Here is a 22,388-nt window from a genome sequence, read left to right on the forward strand (position 1 = left end):
TCCTTCCTAAACTCTTGGAGTTCATTTGGATTAATATTTTTTGCTATATATTAATCATACACGTTAATTGTAAATTTCTTGTATAGTTTGGGCTAAAAATCAGCGAGTAATGTTAAAGTTTTGTAAATTTTATGTAAAGTTTGTTATAACTTAAAATTAAAAAAACTATTCTTCTAAAATCTCAATTCCGTCATCATTATCTTCCAAATCGAGCATAGGCAGATAGACATTGAAACAAGAGCCCTGGCCATATTGACTCTCTACATGGATCTTCCCGTTCATGCTATTGACCAAGTTACGAACAATAGATAAACCGAGACCTGTCCCTCCTGAATTGGTTGACCGGTCCTTGCTCACCCGGTAAAAGCGTTCAAAAATACGGGGCAAGTCTTCACGGGGAATCCCGACACCATTATCCTTGACGCTAATATGAACGTAACCCTCTGCTTCCATCAGGTCTAAGATAATCCAGACATCGCCACCCGGATTAGTGTACTTGATCCCATTGTTCACGAGATTCGTTAATATTTGATCGATCCGGCCAGCTTCACTATTGAAAATAATCGGTTCCTCGTGGAGATTCACCGTATGCAGTGAGATTCCTTTCCGCAAGGCTAATTCTTCCGCTTTCACCAAAGCGCCGTTAGCCAGAACTTCCAGGTCAATACTTTCTACCTTATGGCCGATCTGATCCTGTTCAATCTTAGACAAGTCCAAAATATCTGAAATCAAGGAGGTTAAACGATTACTCTCAGAGGCTATGATGCCGACAAATTCCTGGGCCAAGTCAGGATCTTCCAAGGCCCCATCTAAGAGAGTTTCAGCAAAGCCTTGGATCGAGGTAATCGGCGTCTTCAACTCGTGGGAGGCATTGGAAATGAAATCTGTTCGAACCTTCTCTAAGCGTCTTATTTCAGTGATATCATAAATCAGAACAATCACCTGGCTGCCCGTATCAGGACCCGCCGGCGATTCCTCGATATAAATCACATTCACATCTAAGATAACTTCTTTGGGATAGTATAAGTAAACCTCATCGTTGTAATTACTCTTGTCTTGAAAACAATTCTCAATCATCTGTTTGAGCCGGTAACCATGGAGCACATTATCATAGCGCTTGCCCCAAATATCATCCGTCTCAATACCTAGTATCGTAAAGAAGGCTGAGTTACTTACCTGGATACGCTGCTGGTCATCAATGAGGAGGACCCCAACAATCAGATAGTCAATCAGCTGGTTTAATCGTTTCTGTTGGGTTAGAATCTGCCCCTGCTGCCGTTCTAAATTCTCTGCAAGCCCGTTAATATTGCGACCGATTTCATCGAACTCCTCGATCCCCTTACTTTCATAGCGACTCTGATAATCATTATGAGAAAGGTCATCGACAATCCGGGTAATAGCCTGGACAGGATTTGACAAACGTTTGAAATAATAATAGAGCAAGGCTAATAAGACAGCCATAGCCAGTATCGAACAGATAAATGCAATCCCCATCAAGCGTGACTGGGCAGCAGAAAGATCGGACACCGCCCGGATAATTTGAATATAGGCAATGGGATCTCCCTTACTATTGCGCATAAATTCCGTATACTGATAGATTGTATTATCTTCCGAATTGTTATCATGGGTCTTAAAATCTGTCGTATTGGCCCAGGCCCTGTCAAAAGCTTGACTTTCTCGAGGTGCAGCAGGCAAGTCCGCGTTCCCCATAGCAATTAATTCCCGCTTGTCCATATCGTAAATAATGATCCGCTCAGCTGGGTTGAGAACACCAATCAAGTTATTAATCATTCCCACCCATTTGCGGTCACGATTTTGAATATTTTCTTCATTTAAGGACATAAAGGACTTGCGCAAAGTAGCGGCTGTCTCTGTCATCTGTTCCTGTGTTTCCTCACCTACAACGTGTTCCACCACTAAGTTGGCATTATAGGCAAAAAGAAAACTATAAAGAATAAAAAGTAGGGCAAAAAGACCCGTTAAACGTGCTGTGAGCCGCTTCATGGCTTAGGAACCTCAAACTTATAGCCGAAGCCCCGAACCGTCTTAATATATTGAGGTTTCTTAGTATCTTCTTCGATTTTTTCCCGCAAATGGCTAATATGAACATCCACAATACGCGTTTCCACTGGATAGTCAAAATCCCATATTTTCTGTAGCAATTGTTCCCGCGATAGGGTCCGGTTCACCCGTTTGGACATATAGTAAAGCAAGTCAAATTCTTTAGGTGTCATATCAACAAGCTCGCCCCGCACGCTAACGGAAAAGTCTCCCGTATTGATGATAATATCTCCCACCTTAACTAACTCATCTTCCTCTAAGTCATCTGCTGGAACTGGGTAGGAATTTTCAGCCACATGCTGGCGCAGGGAGTCAGCCTCTGCTTGGGACTTGGCTTTTTCTTCCGACTGCCGAGTGGACCGGCGCAGGATCGCCTTCATCCGTGCCAGGACTTCACGCGGACTGAAAGGCTTCGTCATATAGTCATCCGCCCCTAGTTCAAGTCCGATAATCTTCTCCAACTCTTGGTCCTTAGCTGTTAACATGAGGATGGCTGTTTCGATATTTTTTTGTCGGAGACGGCGACAAATTTCCATCCCATCAATACCTGGCAACATAATATCCAGGATGATCAGGTCAAATTCATTGCTTTTCCCTAATTCGTAACCCCGGTTACCATCTTCCGCCGTCGTCACGTCATAGCCTTCCTTTTCCAAGTTGAATTGCAATAACTTACGGATTGACGCTTCATCATCAACAATTAGTACCTTTTTCATTCCTTACACCCCATCTTCATCACGACTTAATTCTCAACTTCATTATTCAACTGAGCCTTAAGATAGGCATCAATAAAGAGATCAATCTCACCATCCATCACCCCATCGACATCGCCTGTTTCGCAATTCGTTCGGTGGTCCTTGACCATGTTGTAAGGATGGAAAACATAAGACCGGATCTGAGAGCCCCAGGCAATCTGAGATTTCTCACCGCGAATTTCATCCAACTCCTTAGCATTTTCTTCCTCTAGAATCCGAGCCAATTTAGCTTGGAGCATCCGCATGGCGACTTCCCGGTTCTGGAACTGGGAACGCTGGTCTTGGGAGGCAACAACAATTCCCGTGGGCAAGTGCTTGAGGCGGACAGCTGATGATGTCTTGTTAACATGCTGGCCCCCAGCCCCTGACGCACGAAAAACGTCCATTTCAATATCATCAGGATTAATCTCAATCTCTGTCTGTTGGTCAATCTCTGGCATCACCTCTACTGAGGCAAAGGAGGTATGCCGGCGACTATTGGAATCAAAGGGTGAAATTCTTACCAAACGATGTATCCCATGTTCAGACTTCAAGAGACCATATGCATTGTGGCCGAGAATTTCCATCGAAACCGTCTTAATGCCTGCTTCATCCCCAGATTGATAGTCTAAGTAATTAATCTTATAACCATGTTGGCTCGCCCAACGTTCGTACATCCGGGTCAACATACTTGCCCAATCTTGGGATTCCGTTCCCCCGGCTCCCGGATGAACTTCAACGATCGCTGAAAGCTTATCATACTCGCCGCTTAGCAGCATGTTTCGTTCATACTTAACCATTGCTTGGGTGAAAGCTTGCATCTTATCCTGCAATTCTGTCCCAAGATCGGGATCATCAGGTTCCTCACTGACCAATTCATAGAGCGTCTCAAGCTCCTCGTACTCTTCCTCCAAGTCATGGAAGGTTTGATAAACAGACTTCGCCTGGTTATTGGCTTGAATCAATTCCTGCGCCTTGTCCGAATCGTCCCAAAAGGATGGATCCAGCATTTTCGCTTCGTTTTCAGCAATCGTCTCTTCCAAACTGTCTAAGTCAAAGAGACCCCCTGAAGCTTTCCAATTGATCGCGGTCCCCATCGAGCAAATGACGAATTTCGTACAATTCCATTATATCCCACACTTTCTATCTATATAATTAGCTAAAAACCTTCAATTCTAATTATAAAGAAATTTCTAACAAGCACAAGTTGAATCCTCTTTCTAAACATTTTCAAATGCATACAAAAAGAGCCAGCTTTAAGCTGACTCTTTAAGACAGATAAATTTTATCAGGCTGAGCTTAATCTTTAGTAAATTCCTCTTCAATATCAATTAAACCATATTTGCCATCATGACGTTTATAAACTAAGGCAAAGCTTTCGGTCTCTGCATTTTCAAAGATGAAGAAGTTGTGGCCGAGTAAGTCCATTTGGAGAACAGCTTCTTCTGCTGACATCGGTTTAACTGAGAAAGTTTTTTGACGAACGATTTCAATCCCATGATCGTCGCCCCCAGCTTTCTGCTCATCAGCAGCAATTTCACCGAGTCCTTTTTCCCGAGAGCGGCGGTTCATCCGTGTTTTATACTTGTGAACTTGGCGCTCTAGTTTATCTACCACTAAATCGATGCTCCCGTAGAGGTCTTGTGAAGTAACTTCTGCACGGAGCGTCAATCGTGGGAGAGGAATGGTAACTTCTGCTTTCGCATCATGGTTTTGATAAACCTTAGCATTCACGTATACTGTTGCCTCTGGATCATTATCGAAATATTTCTCTAGCTTACTAATCTTATCTTCCGCATATTGACGGATAGCCGGAGTGATTTCAATATTTTCTCCCCTAACATTATAAGTAAACATAAATACTCATTCCTTTCTAACCAGTTTCCTGGCGAAAGCTCATTCGCTTTCTTGATTCTAATCTTATTATAAAAAATAACGCTTTCTTTTTCAATGAAAAGGCCTTTGAAATTTAATTTGTTCAATCTATCGTGCCAAAGTAAAGCCGGATAAATTCTGATAACCCGCCTGGTCGAGCGCCTGGTAGCAGGCAAACATGGTGGCTCCCGTGGTATAGACATCATCGAAAAGAATAAAGGCCTGGTCTTTGGGATAAGAAAAAGTTGGGGCTAAACGGATTCCGCGGTCCGCTTGCAGGCGCTCGCGTCGGCCCTTGAGTGCTTGCTTCCCTTCCTTGGGCTGGCTGGGTAAGAAAGCTTGGTCATAGGGAAGGCCGACTGCTTCTAGGATGCATTCGGTTTGGTGGAAGCCCCGCTTACGGTAATTGGCCTCGCTCGATGGCAGAGGTAGCCAGATAGCTTCCGGCTGTCCTTGATGAAAGTCACGCAAGACTTGTTCAAAAGAAGCAGCCAATCGCACATCCCCCAAGCGTTTGAATTGGTGGACCCAGGCCTTAAAGGCTGCGTCGTAATGCAAGAGGGCGCAGTTTTTAAAGTACCACCCTTGGTCCTGCCAGCGCAGGCAGTCCCTGCAATAAGCAGTATCCGAGTCTTCATGAGATCGGCCGCATTGCTGGCAGGTTTGCCCACTTATCCAAGCAAAGCTTTGCCAGCAAGCTGTACATAACTTAGCTTCTGTAATAGGGCGGAAAGCTAAAAAATCCTTGAGCGAGAAATGAGCCGGCATGCTTTCTTGGCACAAGAGACACCTAGTCATCGAGCAGCCCCCTCTCATGGGCAAGCCGGTTCATGTCTTTAATCTGCCTGATTGCTGCCTGGCTGGCCCGCGTTTTTCCCTGGTGGAAGAAGACCACCTCTCCTGTCGCTGCGTCCGCCTTCCGTCCCACCCGGCCACTGATCTGAACTAGGGCCTGCTGGGTGAAAGTCCGATCTTCCGTACCGAGAACTGCTACATCAATATTGGGGAAGGTCACCCCTCTTTCGAGAATCGTCGTCGTGAGTAAGAAATCATAGCCCTCCTCCCGCATGACCTGGACCTTGGCTGTGCGTTCAGGGTCTTTAGCCGATACACTAGCTAGGCGGGCCTGGTCAAAAACACGGTGTAAGACCTCCTCCAAGGCTAGCATCAAAGGAATATGGGGTAAAAAGAGCAAAAAGCGGCGTTTGGCCTCTAGCTTACTGCCTATCCAGTGATCCAATCGGCGGGGCAATTTAGCCTGACTCAGGGATTGCCGCCAATTACCAACCCATACATAGTGGGGAACGGGCAAGGCCTTGCGGTGGTAGCGGGCAGGTAGGATAAAAGCTGCCACCTCTTGTTTTTTAATCGCTGCTTCCTGTCGCCGGCTAGGGGTTGCCGATAAGAAAATCCGCACGCCCCCTTCAACTAGCGCACGCTCAGCCGCAAAATGTAAAGTTTGATCATCGACAAAAGGAAAAGCATCCACTTCATCGATAATAATGCCATCAAAATATGCTTGAAAACGGATGAGCTGGTGGGTGGAACAAATGGTCAACGGGCAGTCACGAAAAGACTGGTCGGATTGCCCGTGCAAGAGCGCAATATCAAGTTGGGGGAAGGCCGCTTGTAAGCGGGGGTAGAGCTCATTACAGACATCCAAACGTGGACTGGCTAAGGCCAAACGCTTGCCGTCCGCCATGGCGACTTGGAGGGCCGGAAATAACATTTCCGTTTTCCCTGCTCCAGTTACTGCCCAAATAAAACAATCTTTCCCCTCTTCGAAGCTCTGCCGGATCTTTTGGGCGCCTTCTGCCTGCTGGTTGGATAATTGCCCCTGCCAAGCTAGACATACTTCCGCTTCCGAAGGCTTAACCGCCGGCTTGCGAGGAAGGTGGTAGAGTCTATCACAAGAAGAAAGTTTGCCAAATTGTAGGCAAGATAGGCAATAATAGCAGTCTTCACGTTGGAAACAAGGATTCCGGTAAAAAGCCGCCTGGTCCTGGTTGTGGCAGCGTTGGCAGCTTAACTGCCCATACTGGCCAGACACCGCCTCTAGGCACTGGACCCCTTCCAAGCCTTCGATTTGCTCAGGGGCTAGCTCCACTTCTTCCGCCGTCAGCAAACGACCACGCAAAGCGTCAGTTGAATGTTCCTCCATCTTTCTCCCTCCTTACTCATATATAAACCAAAAGCTCGTTTATTCACTAAATGCTTTTATAAAAGTAAAGATACTTTCCTTAAAAAGATAAAAAAGTCGAAATTTGACTCTCGTTCGCGTAAAATGAAAGTAAGTATAGAAATGAGGTGAAGGCGATGTTAGCTTATCGCACCATACGCCAAGCAGGAGAACATGAAATTGAAATCAAAAAATCCCGCTTCATCTGCCAGGCCAAACGGGTCTTTAGCGAGGAAGAAGCCCAGGATTTCATCCAAGAAATTAATAAAAAACATTGGAAGGCCACCCACAATTGCGTTGCCTTCCAAATTGGCGAACGCAATCAAATTCAACGTGCCATGGACGACGGCGAACCGAGCGGGACAGCGGGTGTTCCTATGCTCGAAGTTCTTAAACAAATGGACTTAAAAAACATCATTGTCATCGTCACCCGCTATTTCGGTGGCACCAAACTGGGAGCAGGGGGACTTGTCCGCGCCTATAGCCATGCGGTGAGTGAAGCCCTCCAAGCTATCGGTATCGTTGAACGCCAGATCCAACAAGAAGTCGCTGTCAAAGTGGACTACCCGCTCACCGGGCCCATGGAACATTGGATTGAAAATAGCCCCTACCAGCTGCTGGATACGACCTATCTTGCAGATGTTTGCTATCATCTCGGGGTTGCCGAAGACCAAGTAGAAGCCTGCCAAGAAGCCATCACCAATCTCAGCAGCGGCCAGGCCAATTTTGAACTTGGAGATAAGGTCTATGTCGATGTCCCCGTTGACGCCTAGGCCATATTCTTGAGGAGATGTTTAAGAATTAATGCTTTGGCGCTTTGGTGTTGCAGACCGCTCCCAGAAAGGGCTATAATACATTTAGATATAGAAAGGCGGAGTGCAGATGTTTGACTTCTTTAAACGAAATAAGCATAAGGAAAGCCAAGAAGAAACTAGCTATGATGACAGTATCCAAGAACTCTATGCCATTTCCGATGGCGAAATGGTCAAGTTAGAGGATGTCAGTGACCCTATGTTCCAAGAGAAAATGCTTGGCGACGGCTATGCGCTTAAGGCCAGCCAAGGTGAAGTCTATGCCCCTATTAATGGTGAGATTAAGACGATTTTCCCAACTGAACACGGTATGGGCATTACTACCGAATCTGGCCTCGAGTTCCTTATCCACTTAGGTTTCGATACGGTTGAATTGGAGGGGAAACCCTTCGAACACCAGGTCCATGAAGGGCAAGTGATTGCACAAGGCGATCTCTTAACCAAGGTTGACTTAGAAGCCATCCGCGAAGCTGGTAAGGATGACACTTTTGTTGTCATTTGTACCAATATGCAAGATGTTGACGACTTAACTATCACAGCCCAAGGCCAAGTCAAGCATGATGACGTGGTCGGTCAAATTAGCGCTGGATAAGCCAGTCAAGATTAAAAACTCACCAATGAAAAAGGCTCCCGAACCAGCAGCTGCTGGTCAGGAGTCTTTTTATGCATTCAAGTCCTTATATTTGGCAAACATGGCTTGGGCAACGACTTTAGGTACCGCCGCCTCAACTTCTCCGCCAAAGCTAGCCACTTCCTTAATCATACTTGATGAATAGGCACGGTATGCCGCATCAGATAAGAGAATCACCGTCTCAATATCAGGGGCTTGGAGCTTATTAATCTCAGCCATATTCATTTCATACTCAAAATCTGTATTATTACGAATCCCACGAAGTAGGACGCTAGCCCCCACGTCTCGGGCTAAGTCAACTGTGAGACCCTCTGTAAACTGCAGCACTTGCACATTAGCCAGGTCAGCTGTCACTTCCTCAACTAAGGCTACCTTCTCTTCTGGACTGAAAAAGGCTTGCTTAGAGGTATTGCTGGCAACCGCGACATAGACTTGGTCAAAGAGCCGGGCGCCCCGTTGGATAATATCGAGATGGCCCCGCGTGATCGGATCAAAACTTCCTGCATACAAGGCTTTTTTGCTCATAAATCCTCCTTAATTCTTTTCAAAATAAGTCAACCAGTCTTCCTGGAAATACTCACTAGCTATCAGCTCTTCCCAGGTCGGCATACCCGTTTGAGCCCCAAGCTTTTGAACGGATAGGGCACTGGCCCCATTAGCGAAAGCCACCGCCTCTTTGAGGGGCAGACCTTGGCTCAAGGCATAGGCAAAGGCTCCAGTAAAGGTGTCTCCTGCTCCTGTGGTATCCACCGCTTGGACTGAAAAAGCCGGCACATGTTGAATCGCACGGTCAGCCTGCTGGGCATAGGTCACCCCATCTTTTCCCAGAGTGACTAATAGGCGCTCGGGATAGCGCTGAATCGCCTCTTCGATTGATGCATTGGGGCATAGGTTATTCAATTCGAATTCATTCGGTGTCAGGTAACTACATTTTTCAACATAGCTTTCATCCAGGGCAATCGCTGGAGCAGGGTCATAAATCACTTGCTTACCATGGCTTTGGGCCAAGTCAATCAAATACTGGATACTCTCGATAGGAATTTCATTTTGAATAACAAAAAACTCTTCAGCCAAAAGGGCCTCTTGGTGGCGCTTGAGATAAGCCACTGTCACTTCCTGGTTGGCGCCAGGAATATAAATAATCGCATTATCTGCTTGGTAAACAGTAATATGGGCCGAACCCGAAGACTGATTGGAAATAATTTCCACTGCCTGGCTGTCTATTCCCTCTTTTTTGAGATTAGCTAGGATTTCTGCCCCGAAGACATCATCTCCTACGCAGCCAAACATCGTGACTTGCCCTCCTAAACGCGCTGCGGCAATAGCCTGGTTGGCCCCCTTACCGCCAAAAAGCGTGTGGAAGTCCCGCCCAGTAACCGTTTCACCACGATCAGCCAAGATATCCGTTTCCACGACAAAGTCTGTTGATAAACTTCCTATTACAGCAATCATAACTAGCCTCCTCGTTAATAAGCGTATTCTGTCCCTGTCTCTTCTGAACCAGTTGATGGTGCTGTTAAACTAGGATCAACTAAGCCAGAAGAACCCGGCAAAGCACTCGGTCCTTGGTCAACTGGTCCTAGGCCCTGGCCCGATTCTAAGGGCACTTGGCCCCCACTTCCTTCCGACGAATCGATCGATCCACCAAAACGGTCGGCACGTTTCAATTGGTTTGCTTGAAGCAACATTTGATCCTTAGGCGTGTAAAGGAGCGATGGTTGCATTACGCCTTCATCATCCATGTAGACATCTTCAAAGTAATTAATCCCCTGCTTCATCGAAGCCTTGTGAATCCTTTCTTTCAAATCAGCAATGGTATAGTCACTTGCCGAGGTCAAGAGGTCATCATCACTTATCTGACCGTCTTCATCTTCATCGATCACCCTGAAGTAACGGTTGACTACCCCATAACTAGGAGGGTAAACAATAACTTTTTGCGTCGGTCCTAAGCCCAGATTAGCTCTTAGCTTATTAGACATCTCCCGGCGCTCTTTCTCTGGTACCAAGAGATAATAGCCAAAGTCTAAATTAAGATCTTGGTGGTCTTTGAAGACCAAGCGTTCAATAGAAGCCAGGGCCGGAAGATAATTCTTCTGCAAGGCCATCATATCATTTAAGCTCAAATCCGTCTTCAGATTATTACCAAGGGCAGCCATAATTTCCCTGAAATTCGTGATCGTATCGAGGGTCAGCACCTTATCAATCACTGCTTTGACCAACTGTTGCTGGCGCTTCTCGCGACCTATATCGCCTTCTGGATCAGCCTTGCGCATCCGCACATAGTGAATAGCTTCTTCACCCGTTAAGGTCCGTGTCACCCCTTCCTCAAACTTGGCGCCATTCTGGGTAAAAGTTTGATTAGGAGTGATCTCAATCCCCCCCATGCCATCGATAATGTCGATAAAGCCCTTCATATTCACTTCGACATAATAATCAATGGGCAGGTCAAGATAACGCTGCAAGGAGTTAATCGTCCCCTTAATCCCGTAATCCATATAGGCATGGTTGAGCTTATCAAAGTCATCCGTGCGGTCCATGGGGCCAAGGGCATCACGCGGCACACTCAAAAGCTGGGACTTTTTATTTTCGGGATCAATGGTAATCACCATCATGACATCGGAGCGTCCATCCGGCACATCTTTATAGAAGAGGGCCCCATTATCGATGCCTGCTAAAAGAATCGAGACTGGCTCTCCCTTGCGCAAGGATACATTAGCATCCCGCATATTATCCCGGGCAACACGCTGATAGATACTATTGGTAAATTGAGAGAGGCTCCCATAGAACTTATAAGCCCCAAAACCTGCTAAAGCGAGTAAAATAAGCAATAGGCCCAGCAAAATGAAGCAGCCTGGCCGCTTCTTTTTCAAGGTTTTCGACCGCCGCCTTTCACGACGCGCTAAATACTTATCTTCATCCATAGGCTCGAGTCTCCTTTACCTTAATACCTTTCACTAATACATAGATGAATTATACCATAGCCAAGCAATCACAAGATAAACTTTAGCATTTCTTAAAGAAGGGTGTGAGGGAGCGCGGGTAGAAGTGGACCTCTGGAGCAAAGCAACAGAGAAGACTAGACATCTTCGACGGATCTTTGTAAAGAGGACTATTTCTAACAGCCTGAACCCAAGTAAAAAGTGCGACAAAAGTTCAGTTAGCACTGAACACTTTTTGCCGCACCTTTCTTATTTTTTAATTTGATTTTGGATAATTATAATTAATCTTCAATTGGTCAAGACCTAAAGCATCCTCGCCTGGGACAGGTGACTGCATGGTAAGGATTTTAGGCCCATCTGGTGTAATCGCCAAGGTATGTTCATATTGGGCAGAGAGGCTTCCATCAATGGTTCGAGCCGTCCAACCATTATCATCCATTTTTGACTTCCAGGCACCCACATTGACCATGGGTTCTACGGTGAGGGTCATTCCGTTTTTCAGGCGGAGGCCACGACCAGCTGTCCCATAGTGAGGAACGGCTGGTTCTTCATGCATAGTGGGTTGGATACCATGTCCCACAAATTCACGCACTACGGAGAAGCCTTCTGCTTCAACATATTCTTGAATAGCCGCTCCGATATCACCAATGCGGTTACCAGCTACACACTGCTCGATGCCAAGGTACATGGCCTTCTTGGTCACATCGAGTAAACGTTGGGTTTCAGGATCAATTTCGCCAACCGCAAAGGTGGTACAAGAATCCGTAAAGAAACCATCGATAGATAAAACTGTATCCACTGAACAAATGTCCCCTGCCTTCAACACCCGTTTGCGGTCAGGGAAGCCGTGACAAATTTCATCATTGGTCGACGTACAGGTCGCATAAGGATAGCCTTCAAAACCAACCTCTTCCGGGATGGCCCCTTCTTCGCGAATACGACGTTCCACATACTGGTCAATTTCTCCCGTCGTAATACCAGGCTTCACGACATCTCTTAATTCTTCAAAAATCATGGCAATGATCGACCCAGCACGATCCATTGCTTCAATTTCACGTTCGGATTTCAAAGTAATCATAAAAATTTGACTTCCTTTCTTCATTCTACTACTGTTCCTAGTATACATGAAAATGTTAACTTTGACAGGACCTGGATGCAATATTTTTGGATAGCCTAAATCGCTTTTCCATAGCCCCGTCGTATCGAAAGGCATAAAAAACAATATGGTACTTATGCAAAGCTTTAGAGTCAATGTTTTCGCATAATTAATGGCTTTAAAAAACATAATAATTGACTTTTATACGATATTCACGCAAAATAAAATTGAATGGGATATATAATTCTTAAATAAAATAAGAACAAAAAAAGGCAAAGGGTGATTCATTATGGGTAAAACACAAAAATTTGAGCAAGTGGCCTATTTGTATATTAAGGACCAGATCCTACGCGATAATTGGAAAACTGGCCACCATATCGTTGAAGCTGATATTTCAGATCGTTTGAGTATGAGTCGGAGTCCGATACGGGCTGCTTTGAGCGTACTTGAAGAAGAAGGAATTGTTGAAACACGTCCTTACCGAGGATACTTTGTTAAAGAAGCACCAAATAACGAAAGCATTATTGCCTTAAGGGGGCGTTATGCGCTCATTCTCTGGTTCCGCCTGCTCGACCGCATGGTAAAGAACCAAACAGATGGGGCTGTAATCAAAGAAGAGTGTGACCAGTTACTAAGAGGTTTAAAGCAAGCCTTCAACGACCACAACCGTGAAAATTTCTACAATGGTTTACTAGAAATTCTTAGAACCTTAACCTCACTCGGAGACCACGACTTCTTAGAGGAAGAATGCGTTGAAGCCTGTCGTGCTTTAATTGCTGCAGTCAATGATAGTATGGGCAATGAGGAGAATGATTTCTTCTCCACACAAATTTGGATTTTAATGTATGTCGAGAATATCTCTTACTTAATGACCCACAACCGTTTTGACGATACCCGCGTGATTGCAGAAATGCTTGTCCGCAGTACATTGAACTGGTTACCAGAAGATATCCAAGACGACTTTGAAAGCCACAGCATCTACGCCTTACGTTAATTCAAACTAGCCCTTGCTTGGCCGAATGCTTCACTCTTGTGACCATTCGGCCTCTCTTATTTATACTTCCTTATTGAGTCATTGGAAGTCGCAGCTAGAGAGATAATTTGCTATACTTTTAGAGAGAAAGCTTTAAATTGAGTAATGGAGGAAATGTTATGCCTAAAGCCTTAATAATTTATGCCAGTTTAACTGGTAATACAGAAGAAATTGCCGACGTGATGACTGCCGCCTTTGAAGACCTAGGTGTTGACTGTGAAATGGTCGAATGCACCGATGCTTACGGCGAAGACTTCTTAGACGCAGATATTTGCGTAGTTGCCACCTACACCTACGGCACAGACGGCGACCTGCCCGATGAAATCGTCGACCTCTACGAAGACCTAGAAGAGGTTGACCTAACAGGTAAAGTCTACGCTGCCTTGGGTTCAGGCGACCTTTTCTATGAAAAATTCTGCCAGTCTGTTATTGACTTCGACGAACGTTTGGCAGAAACCGGAGCGACACGCGGAGGCGAATCTGTCAAGGTTGACTTAAATCCAGAAGAAGACGACATCCAAGCTATCGAAAAACTTGCTTCGGAATGCCTTGAATGCTACCAATCCATGAATGCTTAAAAGGAGGTCCTTATGGAGAATTTCAATGAACTACTCGATAAATACGCCCAACTCCTTATCCAAAAAAGTATCCAAGTAGAAAGTCAGGAGAATGTCATGATTTATATTGACATCGACCAAGCTCCCCTGGCCCGTCTACTTGCCAAACATGCCTATGAAGCAGGAGCCAAGCGCGTTTACTTCACCTGGCAAGACGATTCGATAAAAAAGATGGACTACCAATATGTGGCCAGCGAAAATCTAACCACTATCGAAGAGTACACCATCGCTCGCGATAAAGACCTGATTGAAAACAAGAAAATTAGCCGCCTATCCATCATCTCCAGCGATCCTAACTTGCTAGATGGGATTCCTGATGAAAAAGTCCATCGGGTTCAAAAAGCCAATAGCCTGGCCTTCGAAACTCGCCGAGAAGCCACCATGAAAAATGCCATTAAATGGGGCGTTGCTGGAGCTGCTTCCTATGGTTGGGCCCGACACGTCTTCCCCGAATTAGCGGATGACCCCAAAGCTTGCGTGGACGCTCTCTGGCACGAAATCTTTAAAGCTTGCCGGGTCTATGAAGACGACCCCGTAGCCGCTTGGGACCAGCACAAAGATAATCTAGAAAAACGCGCGGCTTATATGAACGACCAACAGTTCGACAGCCTCCACTATCTAGCTCCGGGGACAGACCTCTATCTCGGTTTACCCAAGGACCACATCTGGACCTCTGCAGAAAGCCTTAGTCAAGATGGAAAGCCTTTTATCGCCAATATGCCGACAGAAGAAATCTTTACCGCCCCAGATACGCGTCGGATGTCTGGCTATGTGCGTTCAACCAAGCCCTTGTCCTATGCTAACACTACCATTAAAGGCATTGAAGTCCATTTTGAAGATGGGCAAATTAGCCAAATTACGGCTGAGCAAGGACAAAAGATCCTCGAAGATCTCGTTGAAAATAACGATGGAGCGCGTGGCTTGGGCGAAGTCGCCCTCGTTCCTCACCGGTCCCCAATCTCCTTAAGCAATCTCACCTTCTATAACACCTTATTTGATGAGAATGCTTCCAACCACTTAGCTATCGGTGCCGCCTACCCCACCACGGTTAAAAACACGGAAGGAATGTCGGATGAAGAACTTCAAGCTATTGGCTTAAATGTCTCAAATGTCCATGTCGACTTCATGATAGGCTCCGAAGCTATGGATATTTACGGCATCCGCGCAAACGGCGAAGAAGTTCCTATCTTTAAGCAAGGCGAATGGGCCTTCTCAGTATAATCAAGGCTAGTAAAAAGGATGGACAAAAATGACTAAAAAAGCGAAACGCCAAAAATTATATTATCGCTTAAAGGATTTGGAAAACCTCAGTGAACGCGAGCGGAAACGTTTGGAGAATCTGACCGTCGACGAAGCCCTCGAGCAATTAGACCACGGCTCACCCAAACTCAATTGGATTTATGTCATTCTTGCGGTGACTGCCATCTTCTTTATTGCTTGGCTGGTTATCGAAAACAATCCACGCCAAGAAGAGATTCCCCCTAATACCATTGATGAAATGACCGAGGAAATCTCAAGTATGCATGAAGAAATCTCATCGCTCGAGCAACGAATTTCCGATCTAGAAAGCAAGATGCCTTAAATAAGCTATAAGCTAGCCTATAATGAACATAAGCCAGGAAGAAATATTCTTTCTGGCTTTTTTCTTTTGCCTTGCTTTAAGTTTATAGGTCCCGCTTATGCGGAAAGAAGTGGTCATTGCAAGGCTGGCTACCGAAATTACACCCGCATGTGCGGGAAGAAGTTTATCTATTATAACTTTTGCAAATTATTTCTAGGATCACCCCCGCATGTGCGGGAAGAAGGAGAAGAGTATTCCTTCATTTTCTGCTATCTCAAAAGGATCGTTTGTATTATATTTAGCGATTAAATCTGAAATTAAGCTATCTATCCCCACCTTCATCACCGCCAAGCAGCGATTCCACTATGCCTTCCAAGACTTTTAAGTCGTGATCGCTTATTTCTTTTCCGCCGTATGTCATGCTTGAATTTTTAAGTAACACTTTCAAGTCAACCGAATCGTTATCATCTACTCCCAATAGGGTATTTACAGAAATGCCGAAAAAATCGGCTATTTTCTTCTGCATTTCTTGGTTAGGCTCCGTCCTGCCAACTTCCCAACTCCCGATAGTAGGTTGAGAAACGTGTAGCCTATTCGCCAATTCTTTCTGAGTCAAGCCTCTTGATTTTCTGTAGCTCTTCAAAATCTCAGGAAACATATTTATACCTCCCTTTATTCACTTCTTTTCTTAATTATATATTACAATTTGCAATATTTAGAGGGTAAACGCTAATAGGATCACCCCCCGCATATGCGGGAAGAAGAAGTTCACGTTTTATGAACTTTATGCTTATATAGGATCACCCCCGCATGTGCGGGAAGAAGGTAGTTGCCAATCGAGCAATTAAGGAGGACGAGGGATCACCCCCGCATGTGCGGGAAGAAGAAAATCGCAATATCATAGCTATAGTGGCCGTCAGGATCACCCCCGCATGTGCGGGAAGAAGCAACTGGGGCTAGCCTTCATGCCAAAGTAGTTGGGATCACCCCCGCATGTGCGGGAAGAAGAACTTCTTTAGGTGCATCAGGCCTAATTCTCCGGGATCACCCCCGCATGTGCGGGAAGAAGATTGGCGTACTTATCCACCACGACTGGAGGGCGGGATCACCCCCGCATGTGCGGGAAGAAGTCTACGAGGCGACCGCTTCGCAGATGTTCGGGAGGATCACCCCCGCATGTGCGGGAAGAAGACTGGTCGGGAGCTTTATCACATTTCAATTAGAGGATCACCCCCGCGTATGCGGGAAGAAGCTAACACATATTCATTCAAGTCATCAGGAACTTGGATCACCCCCGCATATGCGGGAAGAAGCAGGACCCGCCCCAGTTGATATTGAGGCCGTAGGGATCACCCCCGCATATGCGGGAAAAAGGTGGTGTCGCCCTGTTTAATGACTGCCCCAGTAGGATCACCCCCGCATATGCGGGAAGAAGAGTCATTAAATGAGATGACAAGCTTCCCTGAAGGGATCACCCCCGCATATGCGGGAAGAAGCATGTAAAGCATGTTTGAAGTCGCCCGGTCTAGGGATCACCCCCGCATATGCGGGAAGAAGGGGTATGATCTATTTGCTGATGAAGACTTTGTGGGATCACCCCCGCATATGCGGGAAGAAGTATGCTTCCAGTTAGTAACAATAGTAGTAAGTAGGATCACCCCCGCATATGCGGGAAGAAGGTGCCTTAAAGATAAACATCGGAAACGAAAAGAGGATCACCCCCGCATATGCGGGAAGAAGTCCCCCTGGCGGAGGTAGCTCCCCGTGTTGTCAGGATCACCCCCGCATATGCGGGAAGAAGTGCACAAGGGGATAGCGCGTCCCTAGGCCGTGAGGATCACCCCCGCATATGCGGGAAGAAGGAACCCCTATCAAGTACCCAGAAAACACGCTGAGGATCACCCCCGCATATGCGGGAAGAAGACTAAAGGATCCCTGTATTACCGGGCTTTCTTTTTTAAGTAAACTGGAAATTTATTCACTTTAGAAATGAGCTCAGCCATTAATCTAACATCCTCCAAGGCTCGGTGGGGGACTTTTTTATTGATCCCGTAACTCGCTAAAACTGTTTGCAATTGAAAATTTTTTAGAAACATCTTCTCCTTTTTGACAATAGTCTTTAAATCAAGAATTGGATTAGATAAATTCTCCTGTCCCATCTTTTTCAATTGCTCATTAATAAAACTAATATCAAAATTGATATTGTAACCGACAATAACCTGACCTTCGATAAATTCGAGAAGCTTTGCAAGTACTTGCGATTCATCTTTACCGTCTTCATCTATGTCTTTCTGGCTAATCCCTGTTAGTTTTTGAATTTGCTCAGGGATTTTCTTATTAGCGATCAGAGAATGAAAGATGTTCTCTTCTGACCCATCTATCTTTAAAGCGCCTATTTCGATCATTTGATCTTTTTTAGGATCTAATCCTGTTGTCTCGATATCGAGAATAATGTAGCTAGGAACATTGATAGAGTTTGGTCGTGAGAATTTCCTTGCTTTGCGAAACTTACTGGCATTACTAAAGCCTCTTTGTTTAATATAAGCTCCCTTGTCCTCGGCCTGAGGGAGCAAGACAAGCGGAATACCTTCTAGTTCGATCATCTGACGCGAGGTATTATAGGATTCAAAACGATAGCCAATTTCATTTTGGGCCGCATAGGAAATCGTTGCTTCTCCATTGCCTACGTTTTCTTTCACTCTTTCCCATAATTTTTCGCGAATCCGTCGATTAAAGTTGCCCACATAGACTCCTGTTGAAATTTCCTGCATCCATTTAGTCAAGTCTCCCTTTAGAGAAGCTGGAGTCTTTGAGAGGGTGATTACGGTGAAAGGCATCAATCTCCCTCCTCATCGTAACTAACCCCATAGCTGACTAATTCTTCTTTATCATCCCAGAGGCCAAAGTTTTCTGCAATAATCTCCTCTTCTTCAGAGATATCTAACAGGACTTGGATATCTTTTACAATGCGCTTCATTAATTTGCCATCAACCAAATTATCTCGGAGTCTTAACCGCGTCAAGCGACCGATATCATCCTCAGCTGTATATTCACTGGCAATCTGGAAAGCCAAGGGAATCGTATATTCTGCTTTGTAAAGGTCAGCAATATCATAAACGAAAGCTTTATCATGCCCAGTATGGACAAAGCCAAGCCCTGGGGATAGTCCTAAAGCCACCGTGATGCTGTGGACCAAACCGTAAAGCGAAACATTAGCCGCTGATAAGGCTTGGTTGACCACATCGCTAGCCAAGAAATCGTCTGGCTTGTACTGGCGCTTGTCCCAAGGAACGTCATACTTATCGGCATAGTAACGATAGGTCCGCCGAACCCTGGCACCTTCACGGCCACGTAATTGTTGCATAGTTAACTTGGATACATCCTCATTATCGAAACGCATTTCATACATCTTACGAGCAACTGCTAGCCGCAAGCGGCGATTGGATACATACTTAGCTTGCCGTTCGAGCAGACGCGTAGAATGGGCAAGAGGCCGTCCCCCTGCATAGAAGCGGACACCCCGTTCACCCACCCAGACCATAGAAGTTCCGGTATCACCTATCAGTTCAACCGCCCGGTGACTCACATCGGTCCCCGGCCCTAGGAGAAGAACGCCAATCATCGCACAGGGTATCCTAACAACGCCCCGCTTATCCCTTACCGTAATGGCACTATCGATGCGGTTAATTTTTGCGTGCTCAATATAAATAAAACTGACGCGGTCCCCAATCCGAGGCAATTCTTGGAGTTCAGTCTTTTTAGCTCCAAATTTTTTATCCATCTTTAATCCCTCAATGGAATAACTGTCATCAGGCCAAAACCGTAAGCTTTTTTCTTGCCGAAGCCCTGTGTTAAGGTCTTAATAAAGCGGTCCTTATCCGCCACCGTCAATACACCCTCATAGGTCACTTGAATGAGGCGCAAGTTCCGCTGTCCAGATTTTTTGACAAGGGCACGTTTACTCTCCACGATTTTAAAATCCTCAGCTTCTAAAATAAAACCATTTTTTTCTGCTCGATCAAGCAAGAATTGGCGTTGGTGCTCTTCTGTCACATGGGGCATCACGCGCCCACGTACACCTTTTTCGCCTGAACTCTTAGAAACTACCGGATTTAAAGTCACACGGAAAGCTAAACGCATGCCGTCTTCAATCTGTCCTAGAAAATTATCATAAGACTTAGTTTCAGCACTACCTGGAAGGCCATAGCGTTCTAATTGTCCCTTGTCTGGCTCCTCTTCACTCACAATCAACAAATAATCTTTACCCTGCAAGCGGTCTAAGCGCCAAAGCTTTCGACTTCTTTCGCCTGAGTTGAACTCTTCGGGAAAGCTCCGCTCTACCCAATTGTGGTAGGCCCCCGCATGGGTCAAATCCTTAATTTTTTGACGGTTGTGACTATCGATCTGTACACGTGAAAGATACATCTTAACCTCCTAACTCGCCAAAAGCATCATGTTCTGTTTCCTGGATCAAGCTGGGAAGCTCGATTTGAAACTTAAGCTCCCGCCGGGTTTGAAAATGGCGATTTTTTTGGTCGAAGGATACCACCAAATCTTTTCGCCATTGTTCTCGTTTAGCGTCCTCTATTAAACCTGCATCGGCATAAGCATCCAAAATCCGGCTGTGCTGCCTTTGGTACCAGGGAGCAGCCTGCCAGTCTAAGCTTTGTAGAGTCTCCACTGCTCCCAGATCCGTTTCCGCAATAATAAAATCTAAGGGAAGAGGTAAAGACCGACGCCCCATATAAGGCTGGAAATAAGGTTGCTTTAAGGCTTGGGCAATCTTTGCCATAAATTCTTCATCCGTATGGGACAAGGCGACTAGGAAAACCGCATCCTCTAGGTAATAGCGATTAGTCACATAAGTTCGATCTGGCTGACCATTTGCCTTGTACTTATGAGCTGTTTGATAATCGTGCCTCAGCCCACCTTCTTGGTCAACACGGACCGCAAAATCGAGTTGATTGAGGGCTTGGATATCTTCGGTTTGGTCACGCCGGTAACCTAGGCTAGCAGCTAATAAACCGACCACCCCTGATTTCGAAGGATACAAATCCGTATGGCGGCTTTCGAAATGAGACTGCGTTCCCCAGGATTGTAAGGGGCCAGCAAACTTCAAAACGATTGATTTCAACTTACTCACCTGCTTGATCTAATTGCTCGGATACTTGCTGATCCACGGCTTCCTGAAGTTGACTTAGAGAATCCACTGTCTGTACACGGTCTAGATCACGCTCATCCCCGTCTAAATTAAGATAGAACGTTGCGATCGCGGGATCTAATAATTTTTCTGCCTTATTTACTTCAGCTAGCAAACGGTCGATGGAAGGTTTCACAAAGCCGTCTTCTGCGCGAACCGGCGACTCGAAAGCCGACACTAGACTCAGTGGTCGGTCGGACCGCAAGGAAACAAGAACAGCTTGAGGAATAGTCTGGTTAGCAAAAGTATTTACTTTACCAGTAGGGAGAGAGTTAAGGAAGGCCTTAAGGAATAAATTTAGGCTTCGTTTAAGGGTTTCTTGGTCACCGTCTAATTGCTGAAGGAATTCATGGACAGCTACATCCGCATAGCGATATAAAGTGGACGAGTTAAACTCGATAGTCCCTAACATACCAGCGCCCGCATTATCTTCTTTGCCAAAATCATCAACGGCAGTATAGAAGTCAAATTCCGTCTGTACCGCATGGGTCGAAATGGCATGAGCAATCTGGGAGGAAGCATCTTCATTAAGGGAAGGATCATCGGCTACCATCCGCCCAAATAGAGCAATATCAATGGCTGGATTATCTTTTAAGATAGCCTTCAATTGTTTTTTGTCTGTGACTCCATCAAGTGCAGCTTGGGCTAATTTTTCTGCTTGGAGATCGCCAAGGAAGAAGAGGGCCTTAGCGCGTTGGTCTTTAGTTTTTACGCCAGCTGCATTAATGGTTTTATCCGCTAGTTCCATCGCCTCTTCTAAAGCCATGTCTGCTGATAATTTTTGAATCTTATGAGCAAGATAACGCACAATTTCTAAACTTCTCACCCCAACATTATCGAGGGCGCCAAATTCTTTAAAGTAGTCCCGCATAGCTTTCTTCCAAGCTTGTGAACTCACCCGAGCCCGTTGTACCCCACCATATCTTGCGGTCTTCGGACTCCCCGTATCATCCCGGTTGATATTGGATGGAGGTAGGGTTTGGATGGCATGGATATCTAAAAACAAACGTGGTTTAGTCATTGTCAGTCTCCTTTTCTTTGTCCGCTTCTTTACTTTGATAGCTATAGTAGGCTTTAGACCAGCTTAAGCGCAGGCCTTCGATATAAGGCCGATCATGTTTAAAATCATAGCGGTCTGCTTTGATGTTATAAATATCTCGGCTTAGGCCGCCAAAATTAACTGGCACTTCTGCTTTCGTCTTGGACTTGAGCAGTTGCAGCATTTGACGTAAGTGGTATTTAAATTCCTCATAAGTTGTCGCTGTTATCATGGCGTTAAAACGCCGGTCAGTAGCCACCTTATTTTCTTCATTTCGTCTGAGATAAGCTAGCGAATGGCCGAAATTCTTACGTCGATCAACTTCCTCCGTCCAAACTGCCTGGTCCTTCCCTTGTTGGTAGAGGGCGTAGAGCTGGAGGGTAAGTAGGATAGCTTCTTCCTGGTCGGTTAAAGTTGCGCTCTGCCCCAGATAATCATCCGGTAGATTTTCAAAAAGGAAAGGCCAGATTTCAACGCTTTGACTCAACTCCCTCCCGATTGAGTGCCTTAGGTTAGCCAATCTTGCCTTGGTTGCTGGCTTATCTAGACTATGACTGAGCTGGTGTAAGAGGTACTCAGTCACTTGCGACAGCCCTATTCTTTCTGCCATG

23 protein-coding genes and 1 CRISPR repeat array are annotated in these 22,388 nt (G+C 45.6%); of the genes, 6 read left to right on the plus strand and 17 right to left on the minus strand.

The window, feature by feature from the left end:
• Nucleotides 1-165: 165 nt before the first annotated feature.
• The 6 genes from pnpS to HMPREF3090_RS08385 all read right to left on the minus strand — a co-directional run bounded on the left by pnpS (nt 166) and on the right by HMPREF3090_RS08385 (nt 6,831).
• Nucleotides 166-2,004 carry a two-component system histidine kinase PnpS gene (gene pnpS, locus HMPREF3090_RS08360; RefSeq protein ID WP_067974626.1) on the minus strand — a complete coding sequence of 613 codons (1,839 nt, stop codon included), beginning with the start codon at nt 2,002-2,004 and terminating at the stop codon, nt 166-168.
• Nucleotides 2,001-2,777 carry a response regulator transcription factor gene (locus tag HMPREF3090_RS08365; RefSeq protein ID WP_067974623.1) on the minus strand — a complete coding sequence of 259 codons (777 nt, stop codon included), beginning with the start codon at nt 2,775-2,777 and terminating at the stop codon, nt 2,001-2,003. The genes pnpS and HMPREF3090_RS08365 overlap by 4 nt, the downstream gene beginning before the upstream one ends.
• Nucleotides 2,778-2,803: 26 nt before the next feature.
• A protein-coding gene (gene prfB / locus HMPREF3090_RS08370) for a peptide chain release factor 2 (RefSeq protein WP_180754567.1) occupies nt 2,804-3,923 on the minus strand; the annotation gives its coding sequence in 2 pieces (ribosomal slippage) (nt 2,804-3,850 and nt 3,852-3,923; 1,119 coding nt in all).
• A 171-nt stretch (nt 3,924-4,094) separates the two neighbouring features.
• Entirely contained in the window at nt 4,095-4,652 is a 558-nt protein-coding gene (gene raiA, locus HMPREF3090_RS08375) for a ribosome hibernation-promoting factor, HPF/YfiA family (protein WP_067974616.1), read from the minus strand.
• A gap of 126 nt (nt 4,653-4,778) precedes the next feature.
• Nucleotides 4,779-5,468 carry a ComF family protein gene (locus HMPREF3090_RS08380; protein WP_067974613.1) on the minus strand — a complete coding sequence of 230 codons (690 nt, stop codon included), beginning with the start codon at nt 5,466-5,468 and terminating at the stop codon, nt 4,779-4,781.
• Entirely contained in the window at nt 5,461-6,831 is a 1,371-nt protein-coding gene (locus HMPREF3090_RS08385) for an ATP-dependent helicase ComFA (RefSeq protein WP_067974610.1), read from the minus strand. Before HMPREF3090_RS08385 ends, HMPREF3090_RS08380 begins: the two co-directional genes overlap by 8 nt.
• 155 nt (nt 6,832-6,986) lie before the next feature.
• Between HMPREF3090_RS08385 and HMPREF3090_RS08390 the strand changes: the two genes are divergently transcribed.
• Nucleotides 6,987-7,622: a YigZ family protein gene (locus HMPREF3090_RS08390; RefSeq protein WP_067974606.1), complete on the plus strand. Its 636-nt coding sequence runs from the start codon at nt 6,987-6,989 to the stop codon at nt 7,620-7,622.
• Nucleotides 7,623-7,731: 109 nt separating this feature from the next.
• Nucleotides 7,732-8,253: a PTS sugar transporter subunit IIA gene (locus HMPREF3090_RS08395; protein WP_067974602.1), complete on the plus strand. Its 522-nt coding sequence runs from the start codon at nt 7,732-7,734 to the stop codon at nt 8,251-8,253.
• Nucleotides 8,254-8,322: 69 nt separating this feature from the next.
• Here HMPREF3090_RS08395 and coaD read toward each other — a convergent pair whose 3' ends face one another.
• The 4 genes from coaD to map form a co-directional block, all read right to left on the minus strand.
• The gene (coaD, locus tag HMPREF3090_RS08400; RefSeq protein WP_067974597.1) at nt 8,323-8,817 is read right to left on the minus strand and encodes a pantetheine-phosphate adenylyltransferase; all 495 of its coding nucleotides are present in this window, start codon (nt 8,815-8,817) and stop codon (nt 8,323-8,325) included.
• 9 nt (nt 8,818-8,826) lie between these two features.
• Nucleotides 8,827-9,744 carry a ribokinase gene (gene rbsK / locus HMPREF3090_RS08405; RefSeq protein WP_067974594.1) on the minus strand — a complete coding sequence of 306 codons (918 nt, stop codon included), beginning with the start codon at nt 9,742-9,744 and terminating at the stop codon, nt 8,827-8,829.
• Between the two features lie 14 nt (nt 9,745-9,758).
• On the minus strand, nt 9,759-11,213 hold the full coding sequence (locus HMPREF3090_RS08410) for an LCP family glycopolymer transferase (RefSeq protein WP_067974592.1): 1,455 nt from the start codon (nt 11,211-11,213) through the stop codon (nt 9,759-9,761).
• Between the two features lie 274 nt (nt 11,214-11,487).
• The gene (map, locus tag HMPREF3090_RS08415; RefSeq protein ID WP_067974590.1) at nt 11,488-12,309 is read right to left on the minus strand and encodes a type I methionyl aminopeptidase; all 822 of its coding nucleotides are present in this window, start codon (nt 12,307-12,309) and stop codon (nt 11,488-11,490) included.
• A gap of 307 nt (nt 12,310-12,616) precedes the next feature.
• Here map and HMPREF3090_RS08420 point away from each other — a divergent pair, with 307 nt between their 5' ends.
• The 4 genes from HMPREF3090_RS08420 (at nt 12,617) to HMPREF3090_RS08435 (ending at nt 15,559) form a co-directional block, all read left to right on the plus strand.
• On the plus strand, nt 12,617-13,321 hold the full coding sequence (locus HMPREF3090_RS08420) for a winged helix-turn-helix domain-containing protein (RefSeq protein ID WP_067974587.1): 705 nt from the start codon (nt 12,617-12,619) through the stop codon (nt 13,319-13,321).
• A 158-nt stretch (nt 13,322-13,479) separates the two neighbouring features.
• Complete coding sequence (locus tag HMPREF3090_RS08425) at nt 13,480-13,938, plus strand: flavodoxin (protein WP_067974583.1); 459 nt, start codon at nt 13,480-13,482, stop codon at nt 13,936-13,938.
• Nucleotides 13,939-13,950: 12 nt separating this feature from the next.
• Nucleotides 13,951-15,198: an aminopeptidase gene (locus HMPREF3090_RS08430; protein ID WP_067974580.1), complete on the plus strand. Its 1,248-nt coding sequence runs from the start codon at nt 13,951-13,953 to the stop codon at nt 15,196-15,198.
• A 28-nt stretch (nt 15,199-15,226) separates the two neighbouring features.
• Entirely contained in the window at nt 15,227-15,559 is a 333-nt protein-coding gene (locus HMPREF3090_RS08435) for a hypothetical protein (RefSeq protein ID WP_067974576.1), read from the plus strand.
• Nucleotides 15,560-15,860: 301 nt separating this feature from the next.
• On the opposite strand, the gene HMPREF3090_RS08440 is transcribed toward HMPREF3090_RS08435, so the two are convergent.
• The 7 genes from HMPREF3090_RS08440 to casB form a co-directional block, all read right to left on the minus strand.
• Nucleotides 15,861-16,196 carry a helix-turn-helix transcriptional regulator gene (locus tag HMPREF3090_RS08440; RefSeq protein ID WP_067974572.1) on the minus strand — a complete coding sequence of 112 codons (336 nt, stop codon included), beginning with the start codon at nt 16,194-16,196 and terminating at the stop codon, nt 15,861-15,863.
• A 78-nt stretch (nt 16,197-16,274) separates the two neighbouring features.
• Nucleotides 16,275-17,461: direct repeats of the CRISPR family, unit length 28 nt; unit sequence GGATCACCCCCGCATATGCGGGAAGAAG.
• A gap of 17 nt (nt 17,462-17,478) precedes the next feature.
• Entirely contained in the window at nt 17,479-18,375 is an 897-nt protein-coding gene (gene cas2e, locus HMPREF3090_RS08445) for a type I-E CRISPR-associated endoribonuclease Cas2e (protein ID WP_067974566.1), read from the minus strand.
• Nucleotides 18,375-19,319, minus strand: a complete 945-nt coding sequence (gene cas1e, locus HMPREF3090_RS08450) for a type I-E CRISPR-associated endonuclease Cas1e (RefSeq protein WP_067974563.1) — start codon at nt 19,317-19,319, stop codon at nt 18,375-18,377. Before cas1e ends, cas2e begins: the two co-directional genes overlap by 1 nt.
• A gap of 2 nt (nt 19,320-19,321) precedes the next feature.
• Nucleotides 19,322-19,963 (minus strand): type I-E CRISPR-associated protein Cas6/Cse3/CasE, encoded by a 642-nt coding sequence (cas6e, locus tag HMPREF3090_RS08455; RefSeq protein WP_067974558.1) that lies wholly within the window; start codon nt 19,961-19,963, stop codon nt 19,322-19,324.
• Nucleotide 19,964: 1 nt separating this feature from the next.
• Nucleotides 19,965-20,672 (minus strand): type I-E CRISPR-associated protein Cas5/CasD, encoded by a 708-nt coding sequence (cas5e, locus tag HMPREF3090_RS08460; RefSeq protein ID WP_070486455.1) that lies wholly within the window; start codon nt 20,670-20,672, stop codon nt 19,965-19,967.
• Nucleotide 20,673: 1 nt separating this feature from the next.
• Nucleotides 20,674-21,759 (minus strand): type I-E CRISPR-associated protein Cas7/Cse4/CasC, encoded by a 1,086-nt coding sequence (gene cas7e, locus HMPREF3090_RS08465; protein ID WP_067974552.1) that lies wholly within the window; start codon nt 21,757-21,759, stop codon nt 20,674-20,676.
• Nucleotides 21,752-22,387 (minus strand): type I-E CRISPR-associated protein Cse2/CasB, encoded by a 636-nt coding sequence (gene casB, locus HMPREF3090_RS08470; protein WP_067974550.1) that lies wholly within the window; start codon nt 22,385-22,387, stop codon nt 21,752-21,754. Before casB ends, cas7e begins: the two co-directional genes overlap by 8 nt.
• Nucleotide 22,388 lies beyond the last annotated feature (1 nt).

The organism is Aerococcus sp. HMSC23C02, assembly GCF_001806805.1.
GTDB classification, from domain to species: Bacteria; Bacillota; Bacilli; order Lactobacillales; family Aerococcaceae; genus Aerococcus; species Aerococcus sanguinicola.

Coding starts and splice junctions, on each gene's coding strand:
- pnpS (WP_067974626.1), bottom strand. CDS start 2,004: ATGAAGCGGCTCACAGCACGTTTAACGGGTCTTTTTGCCCTACTTTTT.
- HMPREF3090_RS08365 (WP_067974623.1), bottom strand. CDS start 2,777: ATGAAAAAGGTACTAATTGTTGATGATGAAGCGTCAATCCGTAAGTTA.
- raiA (WP_067974616.1), bottom strand. CDS start 4,652: ATGTTTACTTATAATGTTAGGGGAGAAAATATTGAAATCACTCCGGCT.
- HMPREF3090_RS08380 (WP_067974613.1), bottom strand. CDS start 5,468: ATGACTAGGTGTCTCTTGTGCCAAGAAAGCATGCCGGCTCATTTCTCG.
- HMPREF3090_RS08385 (WP_067974610.1), bottom strand. CDS start 6,831: ATGGAGGAACATTCAACTGACGCTTTGCGTGGTCGTTTGCTGACGGCG.
- HMPREF3090_RS08390 (WP_067974606.1), top strand. CDS start 6,987: ATGTTAGCTTATCGCACCATACGCCAAGCAGGAGAACATGAAATTGAA.
- HMPREF3090_RS08395 (WP_067974602.1), top strand. CDS start 7,732: ATGTTTGACTTCTTTAAACGAAATAAGCATAAGGAAAGCCAAGAAGAA.
- coaD (WP_067974597.1), bottom strand. CDS start 8,817: ATGAGCAAAAAAGCCTTGTATGCAGGAAGTTTTGATCCGATCACGCGG.
- rbsK (WP_067974594.1), bottom strand. CDS start 9,744: ATGATTGCTGTAATAGGAAGTTTATCAACAGACTTTGTCGTGGAAACG.
- HMPREF3090_RS08410 (WP_067974592.1), bottom strand. CDS start 11,213: ATGGATGAAGATAAGTATTTAGCGCGTCGTGAAAGGCGGCGGTCGAAA.
- map (WP_067974590.1), bottom strand. CDS start 12,309: ATGATTACTTTGAAATCCGAACGTGAAATTGAAGCAATGGATCGTGCT.
- HMPREF3090_RS08420 (WP_067974587.1), top strand. CDS start 12,617: ATGGGTAAAACACAAAAATTTGAGCAAGTGGCCTATTTGTATATTAAG.
- HMPREF3090_RS08425 (WP_067974583.1), top strand. CDS start 13,480: ATGCCTAAAGCCTTAATAATTTATGCCAGTTTAACTGGTAATACAGAA.
- HMPREF3090_RS08430 (WP_067974580.1), top strand. CDS start 13,951: ATGGAGAATTTCAATGAACTACTCGATAAATACGCCCAACTCCTTATC.
- HMPREF3090_RS08435 (WP_067974576.1), top strand. CDS start 15,227: ATGACTAAAAAAGCGAAACGCCAAAAATTATATTATCGCTTAAAGGAT.
- HMPREF3090_RS08440 (WP_067974572.1), bottom strand. CDS start 16,196: ATGTTTCCTGAGATTTTGAAGAGCTACAGAAAATCAAGAGGCTTGACT.
- cas2e (WP_067974566.1), bottom strand. CDS start 18,375: ATGCCTTTCACCGTAATCACCCTCTCAAAGACTCCAGCTTCTCTAAAG.
- cas1e (WP_067974563.1), bottom strand. CDS start 19,319: ATGGATAAAAAATTTGGAGCTAAAAAGACTGAACTCCAAGAATTGCCT.
- cas6e (WP_067974558.1), bottom strand. CDS start 19,963: ATGTATCTTTCACGTGTACAGATCGATAGTCACAACCGTCAAAAAATT.
- cas7e (WP_067974552.1), bottom strand. CDS start 21,759: ATGACTAAACCACGTTTGTTTTTAGATATCCATGCCATCCAAACCCTA.
- casB (WP_067974550.1), bottom strand. CDS start 22,387: ATGGCAGAAAGAATAGGGCTGTCGCAAGTGACTGAGTACCTCTTACAC.